This is a genomic window from Klebsiella sp. LY, assembly GCF_004010915.1.
GTDB classification, from domain to species: Bacteria; Pseudomonadota; Gammaproteobacteria; order Enterobacterales; family Enterobacteriaceae; genus Klebsiella; species Klebsiella quasipneumoniae.
Window position 1 is genome coordinate 353,895 of sequence record NZ_CP022444.1, and the last position, 25,624, is coordinate 379,518.

Sequence of the window (25,624 nt, forward strand, 5' to 3'; positions counted from 1 at the left end):
AACTAATTGAAAGAAATTAGTTAACAGGAAATTAATTAAATTTCCAAATGAGTGAGTCACAAATTCAAAATTATCAAATCAGTCGCCCGCGCCAATGATAAGGGTATCGCAAGGCAGGAGAGACAAGATGGCAGGACTGGATAAACGCGTCGCCAGCTACGAAGCGGCGCTGGAAGGGTTAACGGACGGCATGACGCTGCTCGCCGGCGGCTTCGGCCTGTGCGGTATACCCGAGAATTTGATCGCCGAGGTGAAGCGTCGCCAGGTGAAGGGGCTGACGGTGGTTTCCAACAACTGCGGCGTCGATGGCTTCGGTCTCGGCATGCTGTTGGAGTCGCGCCAGGTCAGCAAGGTAGTGGCCTCTTACGTCGGGGAAAACGCGCTGTTTGAACAGCTGGTGCTGAGCGGCGAGCTGGCGGTAGAGCTCACCCCGCAGGGAACGCTGGCGGAAAAAATCCGCGCCGGCGGCGCCGGGATCCCCGGCTTTTACACCGCCACCGGCTATGGCACGCCGGTCGCCGAAGGCAAAGAGGTGCGCCAGTTCGACGGTAAAAATTACATTCTTGAACAAGCTATTCGCGGCGATTTCGCCCTCGTGAAGGGCTGGAAGGCTGACTGGTACGGCAATGTGGTTTATCGCCATACCGCACAGAATTTCAACCCGCTGATGGCCACCGCCGGGCGCATTACGGTGGTGGAGGTGGAAGAGATTGTGCCGCCGGGCGAACTGCCGCCCTCCGCCATTCACACCCCGGGGATCTATGTCGACCGGCTGATCGTCGGGCAATTCGAAAAACGCATTGAACAGCGCACCTTGCGCGCCGGAGGGCACTGAGATGTTAACCCGCGAACAAATGGCGATGCGCGTCGCCCAGGAGCTGCGCGACGGCGACTACGTCAACCTCGGGATCGGTATCCCGACGCTGGTGGCCAATTACATTCCCGCCGGCATTGAAGTGATGCTCCAGTCGGAGAACGGCCTGCTGGGGATGGGCGAGTTTCCCGATGAGCAAACTCTCGACGCCGACATGATCAACGCCGGCAAACAGACCGTCACCGCGCAAACCGGGGCGGCGATCTTCGATTCGGCCCAGTCGTTCGCCATGATCCGCGGCGGCCACGTCGATCTTACGGTTCTTGGCGCCTTTGAGGTCGACGTCGCAGGGAATATCGCCTCGTGGATGATCCCCGGAAAAATGGTCAAGGGGATGGGCGGCGCCATGGACCTGGTGGCCGGCGCGCAGAACATCATCGTGGTGATGACCCACGCCTCAAAGAACGGCGAATCCAAACTGCTGCCGCAGTGCACCCTGCCGCTCACCGGCGTGGGCTGCATTCGCCGGGTGCTCACCGACCTGGCCCTGCTGGACATTGTCGACGGGGCGTTTGTCCTGCGCGAAGTGGCCCCGGGGGTCAGCCCCGACGAGGTGATACGTAAAACGGCGGGACGGCTGATCGTCGCCGACGACGTGCGCGAAATGCGCTTCAGCTAAGGAGAGACCATGACCGATATTGCCATTGTTGCTGCCGTACGCACCCCGGTCGGCAGCTTTCGCGGCGCCTTCGCCCCGCTTTCCGCCGTCGACCTCGGCGCGGCAGTGGTGCGCAGCCTGCTTGAACGCTGCCAGCTGCCCGCCGCAGCGGTCGATGAACTGATTTTCGGCCAGGTGCTCACCGCCGGCTGCGGGCAGAACCCGGCGCGCCAGACCGCGCTGCGGGCCGGCCTGCCGGTGGACACTCCAGCGGTCACCGTCAATCTGGTGTGCGGCTCCGGGCTGAAAGCGGTTCAGCAGGCGGTGCAGGCGATCCGCTGCGGCGACGCCGAGATCGTTATCGCCGGCGGCCAGGAGAGCATGAGCAATGCTCCCTATCTGATGAATGGCGCCCGAGACGGCCTGCGTTTCGGCCATGCCAGCCTGCAGGACAGCATGATCCAGGACGGCCTGTGGGACGCTTTTAACGACTACCACATGGGCATCACCGCCGAGAACCTCGCCGACGCCTTCGACATCAGCCGCGAGCGCCAGGACGCCTTCGCCGCCAGCTCCCAGCGCAAAGCGGCGGCCGCTATCGCCGCCGGACGCTTTCGCGAGGAGATCGTCCCGGTCAGCGTCCCGCAGGGCAAAAAGCCGCCGCGTGTCGTGACCGACGATGAGCAACCGCGCCCGGAGACCAGCGAGCAGCAGCTGGCCCAGCTGCGCCCGGCGTTTCGCCCGGCTGACGGCAGCGTCACCGCCGGGAATGCCTCATCGCTGAACGACGGCGCTGCGGCGGTCCTGCTGATGAGCGTCGATAAAGCGCACGAGCTTGGGCTGCCGGTGCTGGCGCGCATTGTCAGCGCGGCGGTCGCCGGGGTCGACCCGTCGGTGATGGGCATCGGCCCGGTGAGCGCCTGCCGCCAGGCGCTGCAGCGCGCCGGCTGGACGCTGGACGAGGTGGATCTGATCGAAGCCAACGAGGCCTTTGCCGTCCAGGCGCTGGCCGTCGGCCAGCTGCTCGAATGGGACAGCGAGAAGGTCAACGTTAACGGCGGCGCCATCGCCCTTGGCCATCCCATCGGCGCCTCCGGCTGCCGGATCCTCGTCAGTCTGGTGCATGAGATGCAGCGCCGGGGCGCCAGCAAAGGGCTGGCCACCCTGTGCGTCGGCGGCGGACAGGGCATCGCCATGACCCTTCAACGTTAACAGGAGCCACTATGTTTACACCACGCCTGGCGGTACTCGGCGCCGGACTGATGGGCGTCGGCATTGCCTGCCATTTCGCCCGTCACGGTCACGCCGTCCGCCTGTATGACACCGATCCGCAACGTCTCGCCGAGGTACCCACAGTAGCCGGGGCGATCCTGCGCGAGCTGGAGGCGAGCGGTCAGCAGGATCCCGCCGACCGCGACGCCGTGCTGAGCCGTCTAACCCCTACCCCGGCGCTGCAAGCGCTGGCGGACGCCACGCTGCTGATTGAAGCGATCCCCGAACGGCTGGGGCTGAAGCACGCCCTGTATGCCGAACTGGAAACGCTGATCGCCGACGAGGCGATTATCGCCAGCAACACCAGCGGCCTGCCGCCGGATCAGCTGGCGCAGGGCATGCGCCTCCCGGAACGGCTACTGATCGCCCATTTCTGGCATCCGCCGCACCTGATCCCGCTGGTGGAAGTGGTGCCCGGGAGCGCCACCCTGCCTCATCTGGCGCGCCAGGTGAGCGACTTTTGCGCCGCCTGCGCGCTGGAAGCGGTGGTGCTCAACCGCGCCGCGCCGGGCTTTGTCGGCAACCGGCTGCAGTTCGCCCTGCTGCGCGAAGCGCTGCATATCGTCCACAGCGGCATCGCGTCCCCGGAGGTGGTGGACCAGGTGATGCGCGCCTCGCTGGGCCGCCGCTATGCGATGGTCGGCCCGCTGGAGGCAGCGGACATGACCGGCCTGGCGACGGTGCAGGATATCTGCCAGCACCTGCTGCCGGAGCTGGCCAGCGGCACCGAGATGATGTCGCTGGTGGCAGAGAAAGTGGCGCGAGGCGACACCGGCGCCCGCAGCGGGCAAGGCTTTTACCGCTGGGACGAGGCCCGGCGCCAGCGCATCCAGTCGCGCCGGGAACACCAGCTGCGCTTCGCCCTGAAACCCTAGTATCTCGTTCTGTACCCCTACAATAACAATGAGAGTGAGACGTCGTGATGAGTGTGATAATAGCCCTGGCCGCGCTGGCATTACTGATGCTGGCAGCCTACCGTGGATACAGCGTGATCCTCTTTGCGCCGATCGCCGCCCTCGGCGCGGTGCTGCTCACCGACCCGGGCGCGGTCGGCCCGGCCTTTACCGGCCTGTTTATGGAAAAAATGGTCGGCTTTGTGAAGCTCTATTTCCCGGTGTTTCTGCTGGGCGCGGTATTCGGCAAGCTGATTGAGCTGTCGGGATTCTCGCGGTCGATTGTCGCCGCCGCCATCCGCATCCTTGGACGCCGCCATGCGATCCCGGTGATCGTGCTGGTGTGCGCCCTGCTGACCTACGGCGGGGTATCGCTGTTTGTGGTGGCCTTTGCCGTCTACCCTTTCGCCGCCGAGCTGTTTCGCCAGAGCGGGATCCCCAAACGGCTGATCCCAGCCACCGTCGCCCTCGGGGCCTTTTCGTTTACCATGGACGCCCTGCCCGGCACGCCGCAGATCCAGAATATTATTCCCACCAGCTTCTTCGGCACCAACGCCTGGGCGGCCCCGTGGCTGGGGCTTATCGGCTCGCTGTTCATTATCCTCTTCGGTTTGCTGTGGCTGGAGCGCCAGCGCCGCAAAGCGCAGGCCAGCGGCGAAGGCTATGGGACCGACCTGCAAAATGAGCCGGAGACCCCGGATGACATCAACCTGCCGCATCCGCTGATCGCTATCGCCCCGCTGCTGCTGGTGGGGGTGCTGAATCTGCTGTTTACCCACTGGATCCCGCAGTGGTACGGCGCCAGCCATGAGCTCACCCTCCCGGGTCTGGCGAAGCCTGTGGTCACCGAGGTGGGGAAAATCACCGCCATCTGGGCGGTACAGGCGGCGCTGCTCTCCGGCATTGTGTTGGTACTGGTCTGCGGCTACCGCAATATTCGCGGCCGGCTGGCAGAAGGAAGCCGGACGGCGGTGGGCGGGGCTATTCTCGCGGCGATGAACACCGCCTCTGAGTATGGCTTCGGCGCGGTTATCGCCGCCCTGCCGGGTTTCCTGGTGCTGTCGAAAGCCCTCGCGGCTATTCCCAATCCGCTGTTAAACGAGGCGATCAGCGTCACGGTACTGGCCGGGATCACCGGCTCGGCCTCCGGGGGAATGAGCATCGCCCTGGCGGCGATGTCCGAGACCTTTGTCGCCGCCGCCCACGCCGCCAATATTCCGCTGGAGGTCCTGCACCGCGTCGCCGCCATGGCCAGCGGCGGCATGGATACCCTGCCGCATAACGGGGCGGTGATCACCCTGCTGGCGATCACCGGCCTGAGCCATCGCCAGGCCTACGGCGGCATTTTCGCCATCACGGTGATCAAAAGCCTCGCGGTACTGTTTGTCATTGCCACGTTCTATGTGACCGGCATTGTCTGAGACCCGACTGAAGGAGAAATATGATGAATTTAAACGGTAAAACAGCGCTGGTCACCGGCTCCACCAGCGGCATCGGCTTAGGGATCGCCAAAGTGCTGGCGCAGGCAGGCGCCCAGCTGGTGCTCAATGGCTTCGGCGACAGCAGCCACGCCCGGGCTGAAGTCGCCGCGCTGGGCAAGATCCCCGGCTATCACGACGCCGACCTGCGCGACGTCGGGCAGATCGAGGCGATGATGCGCTATGCCGAAAGCACCTTCGGCGGCGTCGATATCGTGATCAATAACGCCGGCATCCAGCACGTGGCCCCGGTGGAGCAGTTCCCGGTGGACAAATGGAACGACATCATCGCGATCAATCTCTCCAGCGTCTTCCACACCACTCGCCTGGCGCTGCCGGGCATGCGCCAGCGCAACTGGGGGCGCATCATCAACATTGCTTCAGTGCATGGCCTGGTGGCGTCGAAAGAGAAATCGGCCTATGTCGCCGCCAAGCACGCGGTGGTCGGCCTGACCAAAACCGTGGCCCTGGAAACCGCGCGCAGCGGCATCACCTGCAACGCCATCTGCCCCGGCTGGGTGCTGACTCCGCTGGTGCAGCAGCAGATCGATAAGCGCATCGCCGAGGGGGTCGACCCGGAGCAGGCCAGCGCCCAGCTGCTGGCGGAAAAGCAGCCCTCCGGGGAGTTTGTCACCCCGCAGCACCTGGGCGAAATGGCGCTGTTTCTGTGCAGCGACGCCGCCGCCCAGGTGCGCGGCGCGGCGTGGAACATGGACGGCGGCTGGGTGGCGCAGTAAGCCGCAGGCGTCGCGAAGATCAGAACATCGCCAGAAAGCGTTTCACCGTGCGCGAGCGCTCGAAGCGCCGCCAGGCGATGGCGATATCGGTCTTCAGCGGCGCCCCGCTGAGCGGGTGATAGCTGACGTTCGGCTGCTGGATGCAGGTCATTGACTGCGGGACCAGCGCGAAGCCGAACCCGGCATTGACCATGCTCAGCGACGACGAAATCTGCGACGACTGCCAGGCGCGCTCCATATCGATGCCGGCGCGCAGGCAGCTGTTGTACACCAGCTCATACAGCCCCGGAGCCACTTCCCGCGGGAAGAGGATCGGCGCCACGTCGCGCAGCTGCTCCAGGGCCAGGGTCGGCTGCGTCGCCAGCGGGTTATCGCGCGGCAGCGCGATAACCATCGGCTCCTCATCGATAATCCGCAGATTAAAAGCCTTACTGCTCTCGCACGGCAGACGGACGAAGGCAATATCCAGCTCGGCCTCGCTCAGGGCGGTCATCAGATTGGCCATGTTGTCTTCCATCTGGTGCAGGGTCACCCCAGGGTGGTCGAGCTGAAAACGGTGCAGCAGCGTGAAGATTTGCGGGTGGAAAGCATCAGAACTGGTAATGCCTAGCGACAGGCTGCCGTTCATCCCGCGGGCAATGCCCTTGGCCTTCTCCAGCGCCGCATCGCTCATGGCGAGGATCTGACGGGCATCCTCATAGAACGACTCACCGGCCTCGGTGAGCTCCACCCCGCGGGTCAAACGCCGAAATAGCGGAGTCCCCACCTCGCGCTCAAGCCGCTGAATTTGCTGACTTAACGGAGGCTGTGAAATACCCAGTTCCTTGGCAGCCTGGGTGAAGTGCCGCGTCCTGGCGACGGCGACAAAATAGCGAAGATAACGAAGTTCCATATCGAAAACGTCTCAAACCAGCATGGTTTCTATATTGGAACTGTGAGCTGAATCGGGTCAACATTTATTTAACCTTTCTTATATTTGTTGAACGAGGAAGTGGTATATGAATCATTCTGCTGAATGCACCTGCGAAGAGAGTCTATGCGAAACCTTGCGGGCGTTTTCCGCGCAGCATCCCGAGAGCGTGCTCTATCAGACATCGCTCATGAGCGCCCTGCTAAGCGGGGTTTACGAAGGGAGCACCACCATCGCCGACCTGCTGAAGCACGGCGATTTCGGTCTCGGCACCTTTAATGAGCTGGACGGGGAGCTGATCGCCTTTAGCAGTCAGGTCTATCAGCTGCGGGCCGACGGCAGCGCGCGCAAAGCGCAGCCGGAGCAGAAAACGCCGTTCGCGGTGATGACCTGGTTCCAGCCGCAGTACCGGAAAACCTTCGACCACCCGGTGAGCCGCCAGCAGCTGCACGAGGTGATCGACCAGCAAATTCCCTCTGACAACCTGTTCTGCGCCCTGCGCATCGATGGCCATTTCCGCCATGCCCATACCCGCACCGTGCCGCGCCAGACGCCGCCGTACCGGGCGATGACCGACGTCCTCGACGATCAGCCGGTGTTCCGCTTTAACCAGCGCGAAGGGGTACTGGTCGGCTTCCGTACCCCGCAGCATATGCAGGGGATCAACGTCGCCGGGTATCACGAGCACTTTATTACCGATGACCGCAAAGGCGGCGGTCACCTGCTGGATTACCAGCTCGACCACGGGGTGTTGACCTTCGGCGAAATTCACAAGCTGATGATCGACCTGCCCGCCGACAGCGCGTTCCTGCAGGCCAATCTGCATCCCGATAATCTCGATGCCGCCATCCGTTCCGTAGAAAGTTAAGGGGGTCACATGGACAAACAGTATCCGGTACGCCAGTGGGCGCACGGCGCCGATCTCGTCGTCAGCCAGCTGGAAGCCCAGGGGGTACGTCAGGTGTTCGGCATCCCTGGCGCCAAAATCGACAAGGTATTCGACTCACTGCTGGATTCCTCCATTCGCATTATTCCGGTACGCCACGAAGCCAACGCCGCGTTTATGGCCGCCGCCGTCGGGCGCATTACCGGTAAAGCCGGCGTGGCGCTGGTCACCTCCGGCCCGGGCTGCTCCAACCTGATCACCGGTATGGCCACCGCCAACAGCGAAGGCGACCCGGTGGTGGCCCTGGGCGGCGCGGTGAAACGCGCCGATAAAGCCAAACAGGTCCACCAGAGTATGGATACGGTGGCGATGTTCAGCCCGGTGACGAAATACGCCGTCGAGGTGACCGCGCCGGACGCGCTGGCGGAAGTGGTCTCCAACGCCTTCCGCGCCGCCGAGCAGGGCCGCCCGGGCAGCGCTTTCGTCAGCCTGCCGCAGGATGTGGTCGATGGCCCGGTCAGCGGCAAAGTGCTGCCGGCCAGCGGGGCCCCGCAGATAGGCGCCGCGCCGGATGCCGCCATCGATCGGGTGGCGAAGCTTATCGCTCAGGCGAAGAACCCGATCTTCCTGCTCGGCCTGATGGCCAGTCAGCCGGAAAACAGCGCGGCGCTGCGCCGTTTGCTGGAGGCCAGCCATATTCCGGTCACCAGCACCTATCAGGCCGCCGGGGCGGTGAATCAGGATAACTTCTCTCGCTTCGCCGGCCGGGTCGGGCTGTTTAACAACCAGGCCGGGGACCGTCTGCTGCAGCTCGCCGACCTGGTGATCTGCATCGGCTACAGCCCGGTGGAATATGAACCGGCGATGTGGAACAGCGGCAACGCGACGCTGGTGCATATCGACGTCCTGCCCGCCTATGAAGAGCGCAACTACACCCCGGACGTCGAGCTGGTGGGCGATATCGCCGGCACCCTCAACAAGCTGGCGCAAAATATCGATCGCCGGCTGGTGCTCTCCCCGCAGGCGGCGGAGATCCTCCGCGACCGCCAGCACCAGCGCGAACTGCTGGACCGCCGCGGCGCGCAGCTGAATCAGTTTGCTCTGCATCCGCTGCGCATCGTTCGCGCCATGCAGGATATCGTCAACAGCGACGTCACGCTGACCGTGGACATGGGCAGCTTCCATATCTGGATTGCCCGCTACCTGTACAGCTTCCGCGCCCGTCAGGTGATGATCTCCAACGGCCAGCAGACCATGGGCGTCGCCCTGCCCTGGGCCATCGGCGCCTGGCTGGTCAATCCTGAGCGCAAAGTGGTCTCCGTCTCCGGCGACGGCGGCTTCCTGCAGTCGAGCATGGAGCTGGAGACCGCCGTCCGCCTGAAAGCCAACGTGCTGCACCTGATCTGGGTCGATAACGGCTACAACATGGTGGCCATCCAGGAAGAGAAAAAATATCAGCGCCTGTCCGGCGTCGAGTTCGGGCCGATGGATTTTAAAGCCTATGCCGAGTCCTTCGGCGCCAAAGGGTTTGCCGTGGAAAGCGCCGAGGCGCTGGAGCCGACCCTGCGCGCGGCGATGGACGTCGACGGCCCGGCGGTGGTGGCCATTCCGGTGGATTATCGTGATAACCCGCTGCTGATGGGCCAGCTGCATCTGAGTCAGATTCTGTAAGTCATCACAATAAGGAAAGGAAAATGAAAAAAGTCGCACTTGTTACCGGCGCCGGCCAGGGGATTGGTAAAGCTATCGCCCTTCGTCTGGTGAAGGATGGATTTGCCGTGGCCATTGCCGATTATAACGACGCCACCGCCAAAGCGGTCGCCTCCGAAATCAACCAGGCCGGCGGCCGCGCCATGGCGGTGAAAGTGGATGTCTCCGACCGCGATCAGGTGTTCGCCGCCGTCGAACAGGCGCGCAAAACGCTGGGCGGCTTCGACGTCATCGTCAACAACGCCGGCGTGGCGCCGTCCACGCCGATCGAGTCCATTACCCCGGAAATTGTCGATAAAGTCTACAACATCAACGTCAAAGGGGTGATCTGGGGCATTCAGGCGGCGGTCGAAGCCTTTAAGAAAGAGGGGCACGGCGGGAAAATCATCAACGCCTGCTCCCAGGCCGGCCACGTCGGCAACCCGGAGCTGGCGGTGTATAGCTCCAGTAAATTCGCGGTGCGCGGCTTAACCCAGACCGCCGCTCGCGACCTCGCGCCGCTGGGCATCACGGTCAACGGCTACTGCCCGGGGATTGTCAAAACGCCGATGTGGGCCGAAATTGACCGCCAGGTGTCAGAAGCCGCCGGTAAACCGCTGGGCTACGGTACCGCCGAGTTCGCCAAACGCATCACCCTCGGTCGGCTATCCGAGCCGGAAGATGTCGCCGCCTGCGTCTCCTATCTTGCCAGCCCGGATTCTGATTACATGACCGGTCAGTCATTGCTGATCGACGGCGGGATGGTATTTAACTAATAAAAAATAAGCTCTGACATGGCTTGCCCCTGCTTTCGCGCGGGGGCTTTTTTGGGTTTGAGTGTAAGCATTCCGGTGAAACGAACCCTCTATTGATTAGGTAGAGTCCGCTCCTGGCACTCAGGGGACTTTAACGACGTAGACGATGCTTCAGGGAACTTGTCATTATAAGTTCTTACTGCTTATTTGCGGGACCGCCGTCTGATTTGGGTTGGATCTTGACGACTAATCTTTGCGCTTTTCCTGGTTTCCCCTTTTCAAAACGCCATTTTTTCATCATTTTATCAATGATTTGATGTTCCAACTCCGGAGTCGTTGTCGATTCAAGTATCTTTACATTCTGAACTCTGCCATCTGAATCCACATCGTACTGAAGCCGCAGGAAACTCGGCAGTAGGTTTCCGTTCTTATCACGAGTGGTAATTGATGTGTTTGCAGAGGAAATGCTGCCTGAAGGTGTGCTGGCGCTGACCTGTGTGCCGGCGCAGAGTGCCAGGAACAATGGCAGAATCAGAGTGAATAGTCTGCTAGCTTTCATAAATCGTCCGAACTCCAAAATTAATCATGAATCTTCACGTTACCAATGGCGCGAGTGACAGGTTACCAGCTGAGATGATCACTGAATACCGCGTCTTCAGTAGCAATCACGTTGACCTCCTGACCAGGCGTTTCGTACTACATCCATTCCCGATGACGTTTCGCTATCAGGACAAGTGGGCGCTGAGCGACTATATCAACGACTCTTTTGCCAGCTGTCGGCAGCGCTATCCGGCTCGTCGGGGAACATGAGCGAGCTAACCCCCTCAAGTGATTAGCATGGATTCGCGTCCCGCGCTGAAGACGTTCAGCTAATCATTTTTAACTCCGGTGCTCGGGATCCACAGCGCTTGCAACGTTAAGGGAGTGATCTTCGGGGCCTAAGCGGCAGCCTGCTGCCGATACTAAGGGGGAGATTCTTCAGTCATTCCGGCGACATCTGGAGGTTAACACGGAAGCGGCTGAGCATCGCGCCAGCAGGAAGAATTCCAGAAAGCGATGCGTGACGCCTTATCCCGGCTACGCTGTTAGGCCGCTCTTGTGCCGTATTTTTGCCGGGTGGCGGCTGCGCCTTACCCGGCCTACGAAAACTCGCTAGCTAACTGACTGGCTTGCACCGCGTTGAATGGTACCTGATGATGTCAGCCCTTCCCGCTCCTGGCATCAAGCGGACAAACCAGCAGAGCCAGAGGTCCGCCATCAGCGAGGAGCGGAAGTTGGTCATTATTCTGCTAGTCTGATAGACGGTGAACACAAAAATGGGATTTCAGTAATCATCTGATTCGCATCCCTCCTAATGAGACAGAGGATTCTACTATGGAACCTTATCGTACTTTTCTTATTACTGGCGCAACCAGAGGGATAGGAAGAGCGCTCAGTGACAAATTATCAGGACAGGGTCACCTTGTTGTGGGTATTGCCCGTCATGTTGATGCCGGCTTTCCGGGGGTTTTATATACGGCCGACCTGAGTAGTGCTGATGAAACTCGCGTAGTTTTATTAAAAATTACCGAAAATCATGAAATTCACGGCATCGTAAATAATGTAGGTGTGGCCTTACCTCAACAATTGGGAAACATTGATATTCAAACGTTCCTGAATGTTATGGATATCAATGTACGGGTGGCAGTTCAGATAACACAAGCGCTGGTTAGCAACATGAAGAGCAGAGGCTGGGGAAGAATTGTGAATGTATGTAGCCGTGCTATTTTCGGTGCGACTGACAGAACAGCTTACGCAGCGGCCAAAAGTGCTCTGGTAGGTTGTACACGAACCTGGGCCTTAGAGCTTGCTCAATTCGGGATCACCGCAAACGCGATTGCTCCCGGGCCAATAGAGACAGAGCTTTTTCATAGAACACGACCTGTTGGAAGTGAAGCAGAACAACGCATTTTATCGACAATACCTATGGGCAGACTTGGTTCTCCTGCTGAAGTGGCTTCAGCAATAGCCTTTCTTTTATCATCAGACGCGAGTTTTATTACTGGCGTAGTACTGCCTGTTGATGGTGGAGGAAGCCTGGGAGGACGTTAGAAACGTTAAGGGACTCTGTGGAAATAGACAGCGCCTATCCAGGGCTGGGATTTGATATTGTCGCAGTTAATAAGATATTTTTGACCTGTCAAACCCAATAAATACACTGATACATTTAAGCGAGACATATGAGTTTAAAGCCGCGTAAAATCGTTTTAATTCCCGGGTTTATGCTGAATGAAATGCTGTGGCATGAATTTGAAAGATACCTGCCGTCAAACTGTATTGTTCATCATGCATCTGTAACTGAAGGACGAACCATTCATGATGTAGTGCAGCATCTGATTACTTTTCTGCCTGAGAAGTTTTCTTTGATAGGTTTTTCGATGGGAGGGTATATTGCCCGACAACTGGCAGCAGAATTCCCTGAACGTGTAGAGTCCTTAGTGCTTATTGCCAGTTCCTTACGGGAAGATACGCCGTTAGAGGCTGAAGCAAAGCGGAAAAATGTGCAGTCATTGTCCCCCACAACGTTTAAGGGGCTGAGCAGCTATGCTATTGCCCGGTCACTCCACCCTCTCAACACATCAAATCAGGATATGATTTCAGCTATCCAGAAAATGGGATACTCTCTGGGATTTGAAGCCTTCATCACGCAATCATCCTTATCCAGACAAGGTATACCTTCTGCAACAATATGCTGTCCAACATTGGTTATAGCCAGTGAAGATGATGCCATCCGTTCGATGAAGGAGGCAAAAGAGTTGGTCGAAGCCATACCTTCTGCGTCGTTAAGAATTATTCGGGATTGCGGCCATATGATTCCGCTCGAACAGCCCAGGGAGTTGGCAAGAACTATTGTTGAATGGCTCCCGGCTACGTAAATTATTGGGCGTTTATCCGGCAAATATCCTGACTGACTTCATCAGGGTATGGTCTGTTCCTGGTCACCAGCAAACATGAAGTTCTGCAATAGCAACACGGAAGCGGCTGAGCATAGCGACAGCAGAGAAAATCCCGGATGGCGGCGTATGGCACCTTATCCCGGCTACGCTGTTGGGCCGCTCTTGTGCCGTATTTTTGCCGGGTGACAGCTACACCTTACCCTGCCCACGATTTGGCGCTCTATTCGCGCCCTTCGTAGGCCCGCGCAAGCGTAGCGCCGCCGGACAAGGACAGCGGGCACGGAGCCGATTTTGTGCCGGGTGGCGGCTACGCCTTACCCGGCCTACAGTTCGTGCGACCTGTCGTTAATTTATTCACCAGCCTTGCTGAAACTGCCGGTGCTGGCGGCCTCAAAATCGCTGAGACGTTCCCGGAAGGCCGGGGCAGCCCGCATGGATGCGGGCTGAGGGCCGTGTTTTGCACGGACGCTGCCTCGGCCCGACCCGAAGCCTGCAGGGATAAGTCGAAGGCACCACGAAGTGGCGATTTTGCTGGCCGGAGCCCGGGGGTACAGGGGGCGGCGGCGACTGGCCGCCCCCTGTGCGCTCCCTGGGCCATGCCAGGCATAACGCAGAAGATTAACCGGGAGCGCAAACTACGCTGAAGTCAAGCGTGATAAACGCTTTCCCCGGGCTGAGAACCTGTAAAACCGATAACAGTCTCCCCCGCCGCCGGGCAAGATATCGCACCGTGCCCCCCATGTTGCCGGGCGGCGGCTGCGCCTTACCCGGCCTACAAAGGCCTCCCGTCAGCTCATATCCCCAGGCCCACGCTAACGCAGCGCCGCCGGGAAGGTATCAGGCTCCGAGCTCAACATGTTGCCGGGTGGCGCTTCGCTTACCCGGCCTACAAAGACCTCCCGTCAGCTCATATCCCCAGGCCCACGCTAACGCAGCGCCGCCGGGAAGATATCAGGCTCCGAGCCCAACATATTGCCGGGTGGCGCTTCGCTTACCCGGCCTACAAAACTGCCCGCGATTTGGCGCTCTATTCGCGCCCTTCGTAGGCCCGCGCAAGCGTAGCGCCGCCGGGCAAGGACAGCGGGCATGGAGCCGATTTTGTGCCGGGTGGCGGCTGCGCCTGACCCGGCCTACAAAACTTACCCGGCCTACAAAACCAGAGCTGCCCGTACCGTCCTCGCGGCAGACCCCACGTTCAGCGCCGCCGGGCTGTTACTGCGCCTGCTGCTGTGCTTGCGCCAGCTGGCGGACGATCGCCTCGCGCCGCGCATCCCCTTCCGGCAGCCGGGCCAGCAGCGCCTGCAGGGCGGCCACGGCCTCGGGGTAATCTTCATTACGCACCGCGCTCAGGGCCAGCATCTCCAGCACCGGCAGGCTGTTCGGCTGTCGCTGATGCAGGTCACGCAGCAGCAGCTCGCCCATCCGAACCTGACCGCTATCTCCCGCCCGCACCAGCGCGCTGGCGTAATCGAAAGCCGCCGCCGGGTCATCCGCCGCCAGAGCATGCGCCCGGCCAAAGGCGCCGATCGCCGTCTCGCCATCGTTTAACAACAGGCCCAGCCGTCCAAGCAGCTGCCAGCCGGGGAGGTCGTGCGGAGTATTCTGCAGATGGCTGCGCAGACCAAGCCGCAGCTCCGCCAGCTCATCCATTCGCAGCGGCGCCGCCGTCGGGTCCTTAACCTGCTGCAACAGCGCGGGATAATGCCGCTCCGCCTGCTGCCAGAGCAGCACCTGGCCAATATCACTGGTTTTCAGATACAGGCCCAGACTCAGGACCACCAGCAGCAGCGCGCCCGGAAACAGCGCCCAGCGGCTTAGCGGCCGTTCGCCAGGCTGTGGCTGGGGCGGGATATCCGTCAGCAGCGTGCGCTGCAGCTCGACGACCAGCGCCGGGTTGTCCTCGCCGCGCTCCTGCGCCAGCTCCTGCAGGCGCGACTGATACAGGGCGCGGTTGAGGGTATCGCGGTCCACCGCCCCTTTGCCCGACCACGGGAAGTACAGCAGCCCCAGCGCGCCAGCCAGCAACAGCCCGGCGATAACCACCAACAGGCTCATCGTTCTTTTCCTTCTTTCAATAATGCCGCCAGCCGCTGGCGCTCTTCGACGCTGAGCGCCGCGTCAGGAATATCGCGACGACGCGCGCGGGCGATAATCATCCCGGCGCCCGCCAGGACGAACAGCCCCGGCCCCAGCCACAGCAGCACCGTGCCCGCGGTCAGCGGCGGCTCGTAGCTGACAAAATTGCCGTAGCGGGCCACCATATAGTCAACGATCTGCCCTTTCGTTTTCCCCTGCTGCATCAGCTCGTACACCTTCTGCCGCATATCGGCGGCAATCATCGCGTTCGAGTCGGCGATGCTGTTGTTCTGGCATTTCGGGCAGCGCAGCCGGGAGGTGATCTCGCGGAACGCCTGCTCCTGGGCCTCGTCTTTAAACTGCCAGGTATCGATGGCGGACCACGCCTGGCCGGTCAGCATCAGCGCCAGCAGGATGCCTATGACACCTCTCATCAGCCCGCCCCCCGGTTGTATTGATTCCACAGCGGCTGGAGCTCCTCGCGCCACACCCGTTCGTTCAGGTCGCCGGCGTGCCGCCAGCGGATGATGCCCTGACCGTCGATGAGAAACGTCTCCGGCGCGCCATAAACCCCCAGATCCAGGCCGAGCATGCCGTTGCCGTCGTACAGGCTCAGCCTGTACGGATTACCCAGGCGCTGCAGCCAGCTCATCGCCTTCTGGCGATCGTCTTTGTAGTTCATCCCCACCACCCGCACGCCCTGCTGCGCCAGGCCGTTGAGAAACTGATGCTCGGCGCGACAGGTTGGGCACCAGGTGGCCCAGACGTTGAGCAGCAGCGGCTTGCCGTCAATCAGCGTCCGCCGGTCCAGAGTCTGACCGGGGGTATTCAGCGCTTCAAGGCGAAACTCCGGCAGCGGTTTGCCAATCAGCGCCGACTCAAGGGTCGTCGGGTCGTCGCCATCGGCGTTGCGCATCAGCTGCCAGAACAGCGCGGCGGCCAGCGCCAGAAACAGCGCCAGCGGGATAAACAGCAGCTTCCGGTTCATGAGGCCTCCTGCAGTTTCTTACGCATCCGATAGCGTGGGTCGAGCATGCAGCACAGACCGCCGAGGGCCATCAGCACCCCGCCGTACCAGATCCAGCGAACGAACGGTTTGTAGTACAGACGCACCGCCCAGCTGCCGTCGCTCAGCTCTTCCCCCAGCGCGGCGTAAAGATCGCGGGTCAGCCCGCCGCTGATCGCCGCCTCGGTCATCATCATCCGGCTGGCGGTGTAAAAGCGCTTCTCAGCATACAGCGTCGCTTCCGGGCGTCCGCTGCGGGTCACGGTGATAATGCCTTCGCCACCGGTCCAGTTGGGGCCGACGATATTGCGCACGCCGTTAAACACAAAGTGATAGCGATGGATATCGATACTGTCGCCGGGGCGCATCCGTACATCGCGCTCCACGCTGTAGTTCTGGCTAAAAGTGATGCCGATAACGGTCACCGCCACGCCGACGTGACCGAGCACCATCCCCCACTGGCTGCGGGTCAGCGTCCGCAGGCCGCGCCAGAAGCCGTGGCGATGAGTGGCCCGTTCGTGAACCTCCAGCAGGGCGAAGATCAGCACCCACAGGGCCATCATCAGGCCAATGACCGCCATGGCGGTGATACGATCCTGCAGCAGCCACGGCAGCGCCAGAGAAAGTGACAACGTCACAACCAGGGCGATAATCAGGCGCTTAATCTGCCTGGCGATGTCATCGCGCCGCCAGCGGATCAGCGGCCCCAGCCCCAGCAGCAGCGCAAACGGCGCCATCAGGGCGGTGAACATGGTGTTAAAGAACGGCTCGCCGATGGAGATGCTGCCGAGGCCCAGCTCTTTATGCACTAGCGGCAGCAGCGTTCCGAGGAGCACCACCAGCATCGCGGCCATCAGCAAAATATTGTTGCCAAGCAGGAACGACTCGCGCGACCACAGGGTATGTTCCACCCGCGCCCGCACCCGGCCGCCCTTCAGGGCGTACAGCAGCAGCGACCCGCCGATGGCGACAATCAGCAGCGCCAGAATAAACAGCCCGCGCGACGGATCCGAGGCGAAGGCATGCACCGAGACCAGCACCCCGGAGCGCACCAGGAAGGTGCCCAGCAGGCACAGGGAGAAGGCGGCGATGGCCAGCAGCACCGTCCAGGCGCGGAAGCTGCCCCGCTTCTCGGTCACCGCCAGGGAGTGCAGCAGCGCGGTGCCCACCAGCCACGGCATAAACGAGGCGTTTTCCACCGGGTCCCAGAACCACCAGCCGCCCCAGCCCAGTTCGTAATAGGCCCACGCCGAGCCCAGCACGATGCCGAGGGTGAGGAACATCCATGCCGCCTGGGTCCAGGGACGCGACCAGCGCGCCCAGGCAGTATCCAGCCGGCCCGCCAGCAGCGAGGCGATGGCGAAGGCGAAAGCCACCGAGAAGCCGACGTACCCCATATAGAGGATCGGCGGATGGAAAATCATGCCGATATCCTGCAGCAGCGGATTAAGGTCGCGGCCATCAATGGGGTACTGCGGCAGGCCGCGGCTGAACGGGTTGGAGGTAAAGAGGATAAACAGCAGGAACCCCAAGGCGATCATCCCCATCACCGCCAGCACCCGGGCGACGGCGTCGAGCGGCATCCGGCGGCTGAAGAGGGCGACGGCGAAGGTCCAGACGCTGAGCAGCAGAACCCACAGCAGCAGCGAGCCCTCATGCGCCCCCCAGGTCGCCGCCACCCGATACCACACCGGCAGCGCGCTGTTGGAGTTTTCCGCCACGTAGCGGACGGTAAAGTCGTTGACCACGAAGGCGTGCACCAGCAGCAGGAAGGCGCCGCCGATACAGGCGAACAGCCCGCAGGCCAGCGGCCGGGCAAGGGCCATCAGCCGCCGGTCCTGCCGCGCCGCGCCCCACAAGGGATAGACGCTCAGGAGCAGCGCCAGCCCCGCCGCCAGACACAGTAAAAAGTTGCCCAGCTCCGGCATCATGGCTGCGCCCCCGTTTTCTCCGGCGTCATGGCGTTTTTCACCTCCGGCGGGGTGTAATTTTCATCATGTTTGGCCAGCACCTGCTGGGCGGTAATATGCCGCTCGCCGTCCAGCACGCCCTGGGCCACCACGCCCTGCCCCTCACGGAACAGGTCCGGCAGAATGCCCTTATAGCTAACGTCCACCACCCCGCAGGCGTCATACAGCTTAAAGCGCACGTCGAGAGTTTGCGGGTCGCGCTGCAGGGAGCCCGGCTGAACGTAGCCTCCTACCCGAAGGCGCTGCCCGGTATGGGGTAGCGCCCGGGTTTCCGTTTTGCCGTAGATAATTTCCCCCGGGGTGTAGAACAGATCGATATTGCTGCTCAGGGCGTACAGCGTCAGGCTGACGGTGAGCCCAAGTCCGGCGAGCACCGCCAGCACGATATACAGCCGGGTTTTACGACGCGCTTGCATCCGCGGCCTCCTTGTCATGTTCGCGGGCAGCCGCGATCCGCCGCTCGCGCGCCTGCTGGCGTCGCACTTCATGGAATAGCGCCCGCCGCGCCCACAGGGTGTGCACCGTCAGCAAGCCAAAGGCGGCGACGGCCACCGCCACCGCCAGCCAGACGTACAGGGCATAGCCGCCCATATTCAGGAAGGCGGCGAAAGACGAAAAGGCGGGACTCATCGTACGGCTCCTTTGTTAGCCAGCGCCACCACCCACGGTCGACGGCGCTCCAGCTGGAGTATCAGGTTACGCAGGCGCATCAGGGTCAGGGTGACCGACAGCGCGAGGAAAGCAAAGATGCAGATCCGCAGCGGCAGACGCATGCTCGGGTCGATGGTTTGCTGCAGGTTGGTCGAACCCTGGTGCAGGGTATTCCACCAGTAGACCGAGTAATGAATGATGGGCAGATTGACCACCCCGACCAGCACGAGGATCCCCGCTGCGCGCCCGGCCAGCCGCCGGTCGTCAAAGGCGTGCCACAGGGCGATGACCCCGGCATACAGAAACAGCAGCACCAGCTCCGAGGTCAGACGGGCATCCCAGATCCACCAGGTCCCCCACATTGGCTTGCCCCACGCCGCGCCGCTGACCAGCGCCACCAGGGTGCAGACCGCCCCCACCGGTGCCAGGGCGGCAATCGCCAGATCGGCCATTTTGATCTGCCAGACCACCCCGATGAAGGCCGCGACGGCCATCGCCAGGTACAGCCCCATCGACCACATCGCCGCCGGGACGTGAAGATACATGATCCGGTAGCTCTCCCCCTGCTGATAGTCCGCCGGGGCGAAGCCAAAGCCCCATCCCAGGCCGATGACCAGCAACAGCGCGCTCAACGCCGCCAGCCAGGGGATCCAGCATCCGCACAGGCGGTACAGCCGCTCGGGGATCGCCAGTTGATGTAACGCTTTCCACATAGACGCTTACTCACACGGTTTTGATGGCCGCGCCCACAGGCGCAGCGAATTATTGCACGGTTAGCCGCAGCGCGGCGGCGGTGGCGAACGGACACAGGGTGGCGCTGGCGGTTAAGAACGCCGCCAGCATCGCCAGATAGCCGCCGACCGGGAGCCCGGCGGCGGCGGCCTGGCAGGCCGCGGTGGCGAAAATCAGCAGCGGCACCGCCAGCGGCAGCACCAGCAGGCTCAGCAGGACGCCGCCGCGCTTCAGGCCGACGGTCAGGCCAACCCCCACCGCGCCAAGAAAACTGAGCGTCGGGGTGCCCAGCAGCAAGGTCAGCGCCAGCACGCCGGCGTCATGCACGCTCATCCCCAGCAGCAGCGCCGCCAGCGGAGAGACGATCAGCAGCGGCAGGCCGCTCATCATCCAGTGGGCGACCACCTTCACCAGCACCACCGCCACCAGCGGCGTCGGCAGAAGCAACAGCTGCTCCAGGGAGCCGTCCTGCCAGTCGTCACGAAACAACCGATCCATCACCAGCAGCGCCGCCAGCAGCGCGGCGACCCATACCACGCCCGGCGCAATCTGCGCCAGCAGCTGCGGCGCGGCGCCGACGCCGAACGGAAACAGGGTGATGACGATCAGAAAGAACCAGAGCGGATTGAGGATCTCCGCCCCGCTGCGCCATGCCAGGCGCAGTTCCCGGGCCAACAGCGCTCGCATCATTGCCCGCCTCCAGCGTCGCCGCCGAGGCGCAGGGTGCGCAACGGGCAGCGCAGCGGCCGCAGCGGCTGGTGGGTAGTGAGGATCGCGCTTCCCCCCTGCCGGGCGTGCTGCTCCAGGCGGCAGGTCAGGGTTTCCATCGCTGTGGCGTCGAGGGCGGTGAACGGCTCATCGAGGATCCACAGCGGCGCGTCGGTTAACCACAGGCGGGTCAGCGCCACCCGGCGCTGCTGCCCGGCAGAGAGCTGGTTCAAGGGGAGATCTTCATAGCCCGCCAGGCCGACGGCGGCGAGGGCGCGTTCCCGCTGCTGAAGGCGGCTGGCCGGAAAGAAGAAACGCAGGTTTTCATCGGCGGTCAGCGCCGCGTTAACGCCGGGCTTATGGCCCAGCCACAGCAGCTGACGATGAAATGACTCCCGGACCTTCGCCAGCGGCTGGCCCTGCCAGCTCACCCCGCCGCTTTCCGGGCGCGCCAGGCCGCAGAGGATCCGCAGCAGCGAGGTTTTCCCCGCGCCGTTATCACCGGCGACCTGCAGCAGCTCACCGGCAGCAAGGGACAGCGTCAGCTCCGCAAACAGCGGTCGATCGTCAACGATGCAGGTCAGTCGCTCTGCATGCAGCATGAAGGCAAACTCCTTGATTCAGACAGTATTTTACGTCCTGGCTAAGTATGGGTTGCGCCGCGCGGGCGACGCAACCCTGACGGTTACTGTCCGGCCCCCGGCAGCTTCGAGATATCAGCGTTGCCTAACGCCTTCTCATCGTGCGCCGCGGTCTCCTTACGCACCTTCGCCACATCGCTGGCGCTGACCGCCGGCGCGTTGTTGCCCCAGCTGGTGCGGATGAAGTTGACCACATCCGCCACCTGCTGGTCGTCCAGACGCCAGCCGAACGACGGCATGGTCAGGTTGGAGACCGCATCTTTCACCGCCGGCGTGGTGCTCCCGGTCAGAACGATATGGATAAGCGAAGTGGCATCTTCGGTCTGCACCACCGGATTGCCCTTCAGCGACGGGAAGGCGCGTTTATAGCCTACGCCGTCGGTGCGGTGACAGGCGGCGCAGTTATCGACGTACAGCGCGGCGCCGGTTTTGCTGTCGTTACCCTTCCACAGATCTTTCGCCACGCTGTCTTCCACCGGGGCTGGGGTCTGTTTGCCGCCGCGCGGCGGGAGCGACTTCAGATAGCGGGCGATGGCGGTGATGTCGTCATCAGAGAGATACTGCAGACTGTGCTCCACCACATCGCTCATGCCGCCGAAGACCACCGATTTATCGTTACGTCCGGTTTTCAGGAACTCGGCCAGCTCGGCTTCGCTCCAGGTCCCCAGACCGTCGCGGTTTTCGCCGCGCAGGCTGGAGGCAACCCAGCCGTCAATCGGCGCATTGCTGCCCGCCAGGTAATCATCGCCTTCGCTTTCGCTGAGCGCTTTTTCCTGCATCGTCAGGCTACGCGGGGTATGACAGGCGCCGCAGTGGCCCAGGCCTTCCACCAGATAGCGGCCGCGCTCCAGCACCGGGTCAACCTGCGGGTTGGCGACAAAGTCGCTCGGCGTCGGCGCGAAGATGCCGCGCCAGAACGCCAGCGGCCAGCGCATCGACAGCGGCCACGGGATGTCGGTGTCCTTGTTGGCGACATTCACCGGCTCCACGCCGTGCATAAAGTAGGCGTACATGGCGCGCATGTCCGCTTCGCTGATCCGTGCGAACGAGGGATACGGCATCGCCGGATAGAGTGTGGAACCATCTTTCCGCACGCCCTTGCGCACCGCGTCGTCGAACTCTTCGAAGGTGTACCCGCCAATGCCGTGTTCTTTATCCGGCGTGATATTGGTGGAGTAGATGGTGCCGATCGGCGTCTCCATCGGCAGACCGCCGGCGAAAGGTTTGCCCGCTTTGCCGTTGGTGTGGCAGGCGACACAGTCCCCCGCCCGCGCCAGATACTCCCCTTGCTTAATCAGATTGCTGTCCACAGGCGCCTCTTCGGCGAAGGCCGCGCAGCTCAATGCCCCAAGCACCAGGGCCGATAACCATTGCATTTTCATCATCTGCCTTCCTTTATGCCTGCACCAGGGGACCCGGATTTTTCAGATACTGCTCGCGGATCGCCTTCGCTGACCAGTAGGCCAGCGCGGCCACCGTGCCGGTTGGGTTATAGCCCAGCCCCTGCGGGAAAGCGGAGGCGCCGATGACGAAGACGTTATGCACGTCCCAGCTTTGCAGATAACGGTTAACGGCGCTGGTTTTCGGATCCTCCCCCATCACCGCCCCGCCGTTCATATGGGTGGTCTGGTAGGTGGTGGTATCAAAGTGGCTGTTGGCGTTTTTCGGGCTGCCGAGGATATATTTCGGCTTCATCGCTTTGGCGATCGGCTCCATCTTATCGAACATAAACTGCGCCATCTTGATGTCGTTTTCCTGCCAGTCGAAGGTCATGCGCAGCAGCGGCTGGCCAAAGACGTTTTTGTAGTTCGGATCAAGATCGAGGTAGTTCTGCCGATAGGACTGGTGCGCGCCGTGGGCATCCATCGACAGGTGATGGGTGTAGGTATCGGCCACCGCCGCTTTCCACTTGCTGCCCCACGCCGGGGTGCCCGGCGGTACCGGGAAACCGGAGATGGGCTTGGTACCGGCCTGGTTGACCCAGAACGGCGAACCGCCGACAAAGCCGGCCGCGCCGTGGTCGAAGTTGTCGGCGTTGAAGTCATCGACGCCGACGCCGTTGCCGCCCGCGCCGATAAACGGGTTGGTATAGGTGTCTTTGTCGAAAATGGCCTTGATGGTGGTCATGTTCTGGTAGGCGAAGTTACGCCCCACCACCCCTTCGCCGGTCTCCGGATTGTACGGTTTACCGATCCCGGAGAGCAGCATCAGGTGCACGTTATGGAACTGGAAGGCGCCGATGATCACCAGGTCCGCCGGCTGCTCCATTTCGCGCCCCTGGCCGTCGACGTAGGTCACGCCGGTAGCGCGGGATTTGTCGTCGGTCAGGTTGACCTTGAGCACGTTGGCGTTGGTCCGCAGCTCAAAGCGTTTTTCCTGGCGCAGCGCCGGCAGGATGTTCACGTTCGGCGAGGCTTTAGAGTACATGTAGCAGGCGTAGCCGCTGCAGAAACCGCAGAAGTTGCACGGACCCATCTGCGCGCCATAGGGGTTGGTATAGGAGTCGGAGGTGTTGGCCGACGGAAGGTTGTAGGGATGGTAACCCACCTCGAGCGCCGCTTTTTCAAACAGCTGCGCTGACCAGGTGTTTTTCTGCGCCGGCAGCGGGAAGTCGTCTGAGCGGTCCGGGGCGAAAGCGTTGCCGCCGCGGCCTTTACCGACGACCTTGCCTTTGATCGACCAGGCGGTCCCGGAGGTGCCAAACACTTTCTCCGCTTTATCGAAGAACGGTTCCAGCTCGTCGTAGGTGACGCCGAAATCCTGGATGATCATATCCTGGGGAATGAAGTTTTTGCCGTAGCGCTCTTCATAGTGGCTGCGCATCCGCAGTTCGATGGGATCGACGCGGAAATGGACGCCGGACCAGTGCAGCCCGGCCCCACCCACGCCGGTACCCGGCAGGAAAGCCGCCAGCTGGCGATACGGCACCGCCTGCTGGCTGGTGTTATGGCGGATGGTGACGGTGCTTTTCGACAGATCCTGGAACAGCTTGCGGCGGATGTTGTAGGTCAGCTCATCAATCACCTGCGGATAGGCGCCGTCCGGCCAGGTGTCGCGCATCGGGCCACGCTCCAGCGCCACGACGTTGAGCCCGGCTTCGGTCAGCTCTTTGGCCATGATCGCCCCAACCCAGCCGAAGCCGACGATCGCGACATCGGTTTTTTTCAATACGGTGGCCATGATTACGCCCTCTCCCCATTAATTGATACCGGCGGGAAGGGGTAGCGTTCGCCCCGTTCAACCCAGTCCATAAAGTCGGCGCGCGCGCCGGGAAAATTAATCAGCGTCCAGCCGACCATGCCTTTATTACCGCCATGGATCGGGTCGCTGAAGAAGCCTTCTCGGGTGTTCTGCAGCAGATAGGTGAAGAACAGCGAGGCCGGAAGCTGTTTGAACTCGGCTTTGCCGGATTCCCACAGGCCGAGCGCCTCGTCCTGTTGCTCGTTGCTCAGTTCAGCGAAGGTCTTGTGATACTTGTCCTGACACCAGGCCTCGGCGTCGGCGATCCCGAGGTTATAGATCTGTTTGGGCACCAGCGGCAGCTGATAGCCCATCTCTTTCGGCACGTCGGGGTTGAAGGGCCCCTGCATATACCAGATGGAGCCGGTGGCGTAAGGGGTATTGAGCTGGCGGTCGATAAACTCCGGCACGCCGGCCTCTTTAGCGCCGGGGCCAAGTTCATCCGCTGGGATCAGGCGCGCGACGGCGGCGTTGATAAACGCCCACTCACGATCGTTGAAGAACTGCGGCTTCCAGTCGCTGGCCGCCGCCGTGTTCCCGGAGGCTGGCTCTGAAGCGGGGGCCGCCTGCGCGGTCGCGCTGGTGGCCACGCCAATGGCCCCTGCTCCCGCGCCGCCGATCACCACCGTCGGGATCAGCGCCATCGACTTCACCAGGAAATCACGCCTGGAATTGTTAGTTTTCTCGCTCGACATCATCACATTCCTGTCATTGAAAATTACTGTTTTTGTCGCTGACAAAACCAGTGAATGTCGTGCTGGAACCGATACCATTGCGCTTTTAAACCGCTTAGCGTCTGGCCCGGCCCGGCAAGTCGGATAAAACATCGCCAGAGGCGATATCATTTATAGGGTTATCGTTTGGATAGTAGACGATTCTCAACGAAACGCGGGAAATCGGAGAGAAATTCACCGGAATGTCATCGTGAGAAGGGTGCTGCCATAACCTTGAGGCGGTAAACCGGCGGCGTTCACACCGCGCTGAGCTTACCCATGCGCCAAAAAAGAGTGACTTGTATCACAAATGTTATTTTTTGTTTATGGTACATGGCAGATTAAACGTCTGTAAATACTCGTATTAGGAATAATTAAACATTTTGAGCTGTTAAAAAAGTTAATAACCGTTGTTAACTATTTTGCATCTATTTCCCGGCTAACGCGTTCGGCTGGCGATATCCCATCCGCAGGAGAAGAGAAGATATGTTCGATCATGTGAAATTCGGCGTCAGTGATTATGCCGCGAGCAAAGCGTTCTTTTTACAAGCCCTTGCCCCGCTTGGCGTAACGCTGGTCGGCGAAGGCGAGCCGACCTACGGCGCAGAGCTGGCCGGCAGCGGCGATGTCTCTCTATGCCTCTATCAAAGTACGGAAAAACCGGCGCCGCTGCACATTGCCTTTCGCGCCGACAGCCGCGAGCAGGTCGATGCCTTCTGGCAGGCGGCGCTGGCCGCCGGAGGAAAGGACAACGGCGCGCCGGGGTTACGACCAAACTACCACGCCAGTTATTACGCCGCCTTTGTGATTGCGCCAGACGGGCACAATATTGAAGCCGTGTGCCATCTGGCGTCTTAAC

27 protein-coding genes are annotated in these 25,624 nt (G+C 61.6%); 13 read left to right on the forward strand and 14 right to left on the reverse strand.

Going from position 1 to position 25,624, the window contains the following annotated elements; genetic code table 11:
- Positions 1-127 precede the first annotated feature (127 nt).
- Genes CE636_RS04540 through CE636_RS04565 form a run of 6 tightly spaced genes read left to right on the forward strand, consistent with a single transcriptional unit; the run spans position 128 to position 5,852 of the window.
- Positions 128-835, forward strand: a complete 708-nt coding sequence (locus CE636_RS04540) for a CoA transferase subunit A (protein WP_004202983.1) — start codon at positions 128-130, stop codon at positions 833-835.
- Between the two features lies 1 nt (position 836).
- Entirely contained in the window at positions 837-1,493 is a 657-nt protein-coding gene (locus tag CE636_RS04545; RefSeq protein ID WP_017899571.1) for a CoA transferase subunit B, read from the forward strand.
- A 9-nt stretch (positions 1,494-1,502) separates the two neighbouring features.
- Positions 1,503-2,684: an acetyl-CoA C-acetyltransferase gene (locus CE636_RS04550; RefSeq protein ID WP_017899572.1), complete on the forward strand. Its 1,182-nt coding sequence runs from the start codon at positions 1,503-1,505 to the stop codon at positions 2,682-2,684.
- Positions 2,685-2,695: 11 nt separating this feature from the next.
- Positions 2,696-3,619, forward strand: a complete 924-nt coding sequence (locus tag CE636_RS04555) for a 3-hydroxyacyl-CoA dehydrogenase family protein (protein ID WP_017899573.1) — start codon at positions 2,696-2,698, stop codon at positions 3,617-3,619.
- Positions 3,620-3,663: 44 nt separating this feature from the next.
- Positions 3,664-5,058, forward strand: a complete 1,395-nt coding sequence (locus tag CE636_RS04560) for a GntP family permease (protein ID WP_196531944.1) — start codon at positions 3,664-3,666, stop codon at positions 5,056-5,058.
- A 23-nt stretch (positions 5,059-5,081) separates the two neighbouring features.
- The gene (locus CE636_RS04565; RefSeq protein WP_017899574.1) at positions 5,082-5,852 is read left to right on the forward strand and encodes a 3-hydroxybutyrate dehydrogenase; all 771 of its coding nucleotides are present in this window, start codon (positions 5,082-5,084) and stop codon (positions 5,850-5,852) included.
- A 19-nt stretch (positions 5,853-5,871) separates the two neighbouring features.
- On the opposite strand, the gene CE636_RS04570 is transcribed toward CE636_RS04565, so the two are convergent.
- A complete protein-coding gene (locus tag CE636_RS04570) occupies positions 5,872-6,744 on the reverse strand; it encodes a LysR family transcriptional regulator (protein ID WP_004145376.1) in 873 nt (290 codons plus the stop codon).
- 106 nt (positions 6,745-6,850) lie between these two features.
- Between CE636_RS04570 and budA the strand changes: the two genes are divergently transcribed.
- From budA to CE636_RS04585, 3 genes are read left to right on the forward strand one after another with little or no spacing between them, the layout of a single operon-like run.
- On the forward strand, positions 6,851-7,630 hold the full coding sequence (gene budA / locus CE636_RS04575) for an acetolactate decarboxylase (RefSeq protein WP_002908205.1): 780 nt from the start codon (positions 6,851-6,853) through the stop codon (positions 7,628-7,630).
- Between the two features lie 9 nt (positions 7,631-7,639).
- On the forward strand, positions 7,640-9,319 hold the full coding sequence (alsS, locus tag CE636_RS04580; RefSeq protein ID WP_017899575.1) for an acetolactate synthase AlsS: 1,680 nt from the start codon (positions 7,640-7,642) through the stop codon (positions 9,317-9,319).
- 23 nt (positions 9,320-9,342) lie between these two features.
- Positions 9,343-10,113, forward strand: a complete 771-nt coding sequence (locus CE636_RS04585; RefSeq protein ID WP_004151179.1) for a (S)-acetoin forming diacetyl reductase — start codon at positions 9,343-9,345, stop codon at positions 10,111-10,113.
- A 175-nt stretch (positions 10,114-10,288) separates the two neighbouring features.
- On the opposite strand, the gene CE636_RS04590 is transcribed toward CE636_RS04585, so the two are convergent.
- On the reverse strand, positions 10,289-10,651 hold the full coding sequence (locus tag CE636_RS04590; protein WP_017899576.1) for a TonB family protein: 363 nt from the start codon (positions 10,649-10,651) through the stop codon (positions 10,289-10,291).
- A gap of 74 nt (positions 10,652-10,725) precedes the next feature.
- Here CE636_RS04590 and CE636_RS28525 point away from each other — a divergent pair, with 74 nt between their 5' ends.
- The 3 genes from CE636_RS28525 (at position 10,726) to CE636_RS04605 (ending at position 13,007) form a co-directional block, all read left to right on the forward strand.
- Entirely contained in the window at positions 10,726-10,902 is a 177-nt protein-coding gene (locus CE636_RS28525) for a hypothetical protein (protein ID WP_158512654.1), read from the forward strand.
- Between the two features lie 564 nt (positions 10,903-11,466).
- Positions 11,467-12,183 carry an SDR family oxidoreductase gene (locus CE636_RS04600; protein ID WP_017899578.1) on the forward strand — a complete coding sequence of 239 codons (717 nt, stop codon included), beginning with the start codon at positions 11,467-11,469 and terminating at the stop codon, positions 12,181-12,183.
- Between the two features lie 128 nt (positions 12,184-12,311).
- Positions 12,312-13,007 (forward strand): alpha/beta fold hydrolase, encoded by a 696-nt coding sequence (locus tag CE636_RS04605; protein WP_017899579.1) that lies wholly within the window; start codon positions 12,312-12,314, stop codon positions 13,005-13,007.
- A gap of 1,233 nt (positions 13,008-14,240) precedes the next feature.
- Here the strand turns inward: CE636_RS04605 and ccmI are convergent.
- The 12 genes from ccmI to CE636_RS04670 all read right to left on the reverse strand — a co-directional run bounded on the left by ccmI (position 14,241) and on the right by CE636_RS04670 (position 24,750).
- Positions 14,241-15,083: a c-type cytochrome biogenesis protein CcmI gene (ccmI, locus tag CE636_RS29175; protein WP_017899580.1), complete on the reverse strand. Its 843-nt coding sequence runs from the start codon at positions 15,081-15,083 to the stop codon at positions 14,241-14,243.
- Positions 15,080-15,526 carry a cytochrome c-type biogenesis protein gene (locus CE636_RS04620; protein ID WP_164852385.1) on the reverse strand — a complete coding sequence of 149 codons (447 nt, stop codon included), beginning with the start codon at positions 15,524-15,526 and terminating at the stop codon, positions 15,080-15,082. Before CE636_RS04620 ends, ccmI begins: the two co-directional genes overlap by 4 nt.
- A gap of 11 nt (positions 15,527-15,537) precedes the next feature.
- Positions 15,538-16,092 (reverse strand): DsbE family thiol:disulfide interchange protein, encoded by a 555-nt coding sequence (locus CE636_RS04625; protein WP_004202997.1) that lies wholly within the window; start codon positions 16,090-16,092, stop codon positions 15,538-15,540.
- Positions 16,089-18,041, reverse strand: a complete 1,953-nt coding sequence (locus CE636_RS04630; RefSeq protein WP_017899582.1) for a heme lyase CcmF/NrfE family subunit — start codon at positions 18,039-18,041, stop codon at positions 16,089-16,091. Before CE636_RS04630 ends, CE636_RS04625 begins: the two co-directional genes overlap by 4 nt.
- Complete coding sequence (ccmE, locus tag CE636_RS04635) at positions 18,038-18,496, reverse strand: cytochrome c maturation protein CcmE (RefSeq protein WP_017899583.1); 459 nt, start codon at positions 18,494-18,496, stop codon at positions 18,038-18,040. The genes CE636_RS04630 and ccmE overlap by 4 nt, the downstream gene beginning before the upstream one ends.
- On the reverse strand, positions 18,480-18,710 hold the full coding sequence (ccmD, locus tag CE636_RS04640) for a heme exporter protein CcmD (RefSeq protein ID WP_004203001.1): 231 nt from the start codon (positions 18,708-18,710) through the stop codon (positions 18,480-18,482). The genes ccmE and ccmD overlap by 17 nt, the downstream gene beginning before the upstream one ends.
- Positions 18,707-19,444, reverse strand: coding sequence for a heme ABC transporter permease (locus CE636_RS04645; protein ID WP_017899584.1), 738 nt, complete (start codon positions 19,442-19,444; stop codon positions 18,707-18,709). Before CE636_RS04645 ends, ccmD begins: the two co-directional genes overlap by 4 nt.
- A gap of 49 nt (positions 19,445-19,493) precedes the next feature.
- Positions 19,494-20,153, reverse strand: a complete 660-nt coding sequence (gene ccmB / locus CE636_RS04650) for a heme exporter protein CcmB (protein WP_017899585.1) — start codon at positions 20,151-20,153, stop codon at positions 19,494-19,496.
- Positions 20,150-20,773 (reverse strand): cytochrome c biogenesis heme-transporting ATPase CcmA, encoded by a 624-nt coding sequence (gene ccmA, locus CE636_RS04655; RefSeq protein WP_017899586.1) that lies wholly within the window; start codon positions 20,771-20,773, stop codon positions 20,150-20,152. The genes ccmB and ccmA overlap by 4 nt, the downstream gene beginning before the upstream one ends.
- 83 nt (positions 20,774-20,856) lie before the next feature.
- Entirely contained in the window at positions 20,857-22,197 is a 1,341-nt protein-coding gene (locus CE636_RS04660) for a c-type cytochrome (RefSeq protein ID WP_017899587.1), read from the reverse strand.
- 10 nt (positions 22,198-22,207) lie between these two features.
- Positions 22,208-23,992, reverse strand: coding sequence for a GMC family oxidoreductase (locus CE636_RS04665; protein ID WP_017899588.1), 1,785 nt, complete (start codon positions 23,990-23,992; stop codon positions 22,208-22,210).
- Positions 23,993-23,994: 2 nt separating this feature from the next.
- Positions 23,995-24,750, reverse strand: a complete 756-nt coding sequence (locus tag CE636_RS04670) for a gluconate 2-dehydrogenase subunit 3 family protein (RefSeq protein ID WP_017899589.1) — start codon at positions 24,748-24,750, stop codon at positions 23,995-23,997.
- 501 nt (positions 24,751-25,251) lie between these two features.
- On the opposite strand from CE636_RS04670, the gene CE636_RS04675 reads away from it, so the two are divergent.
- Entirely contained in the window at positions 25,252-25,623 is a 372-nt protein-coding gene (locus tag CE636_RS04675; RefSeq protein WP_017899590.1) for a VOC family protein, read from the forward strand.
- The last annotated feature ends 1 nt before the right edge of the window (position 25,624 follow it).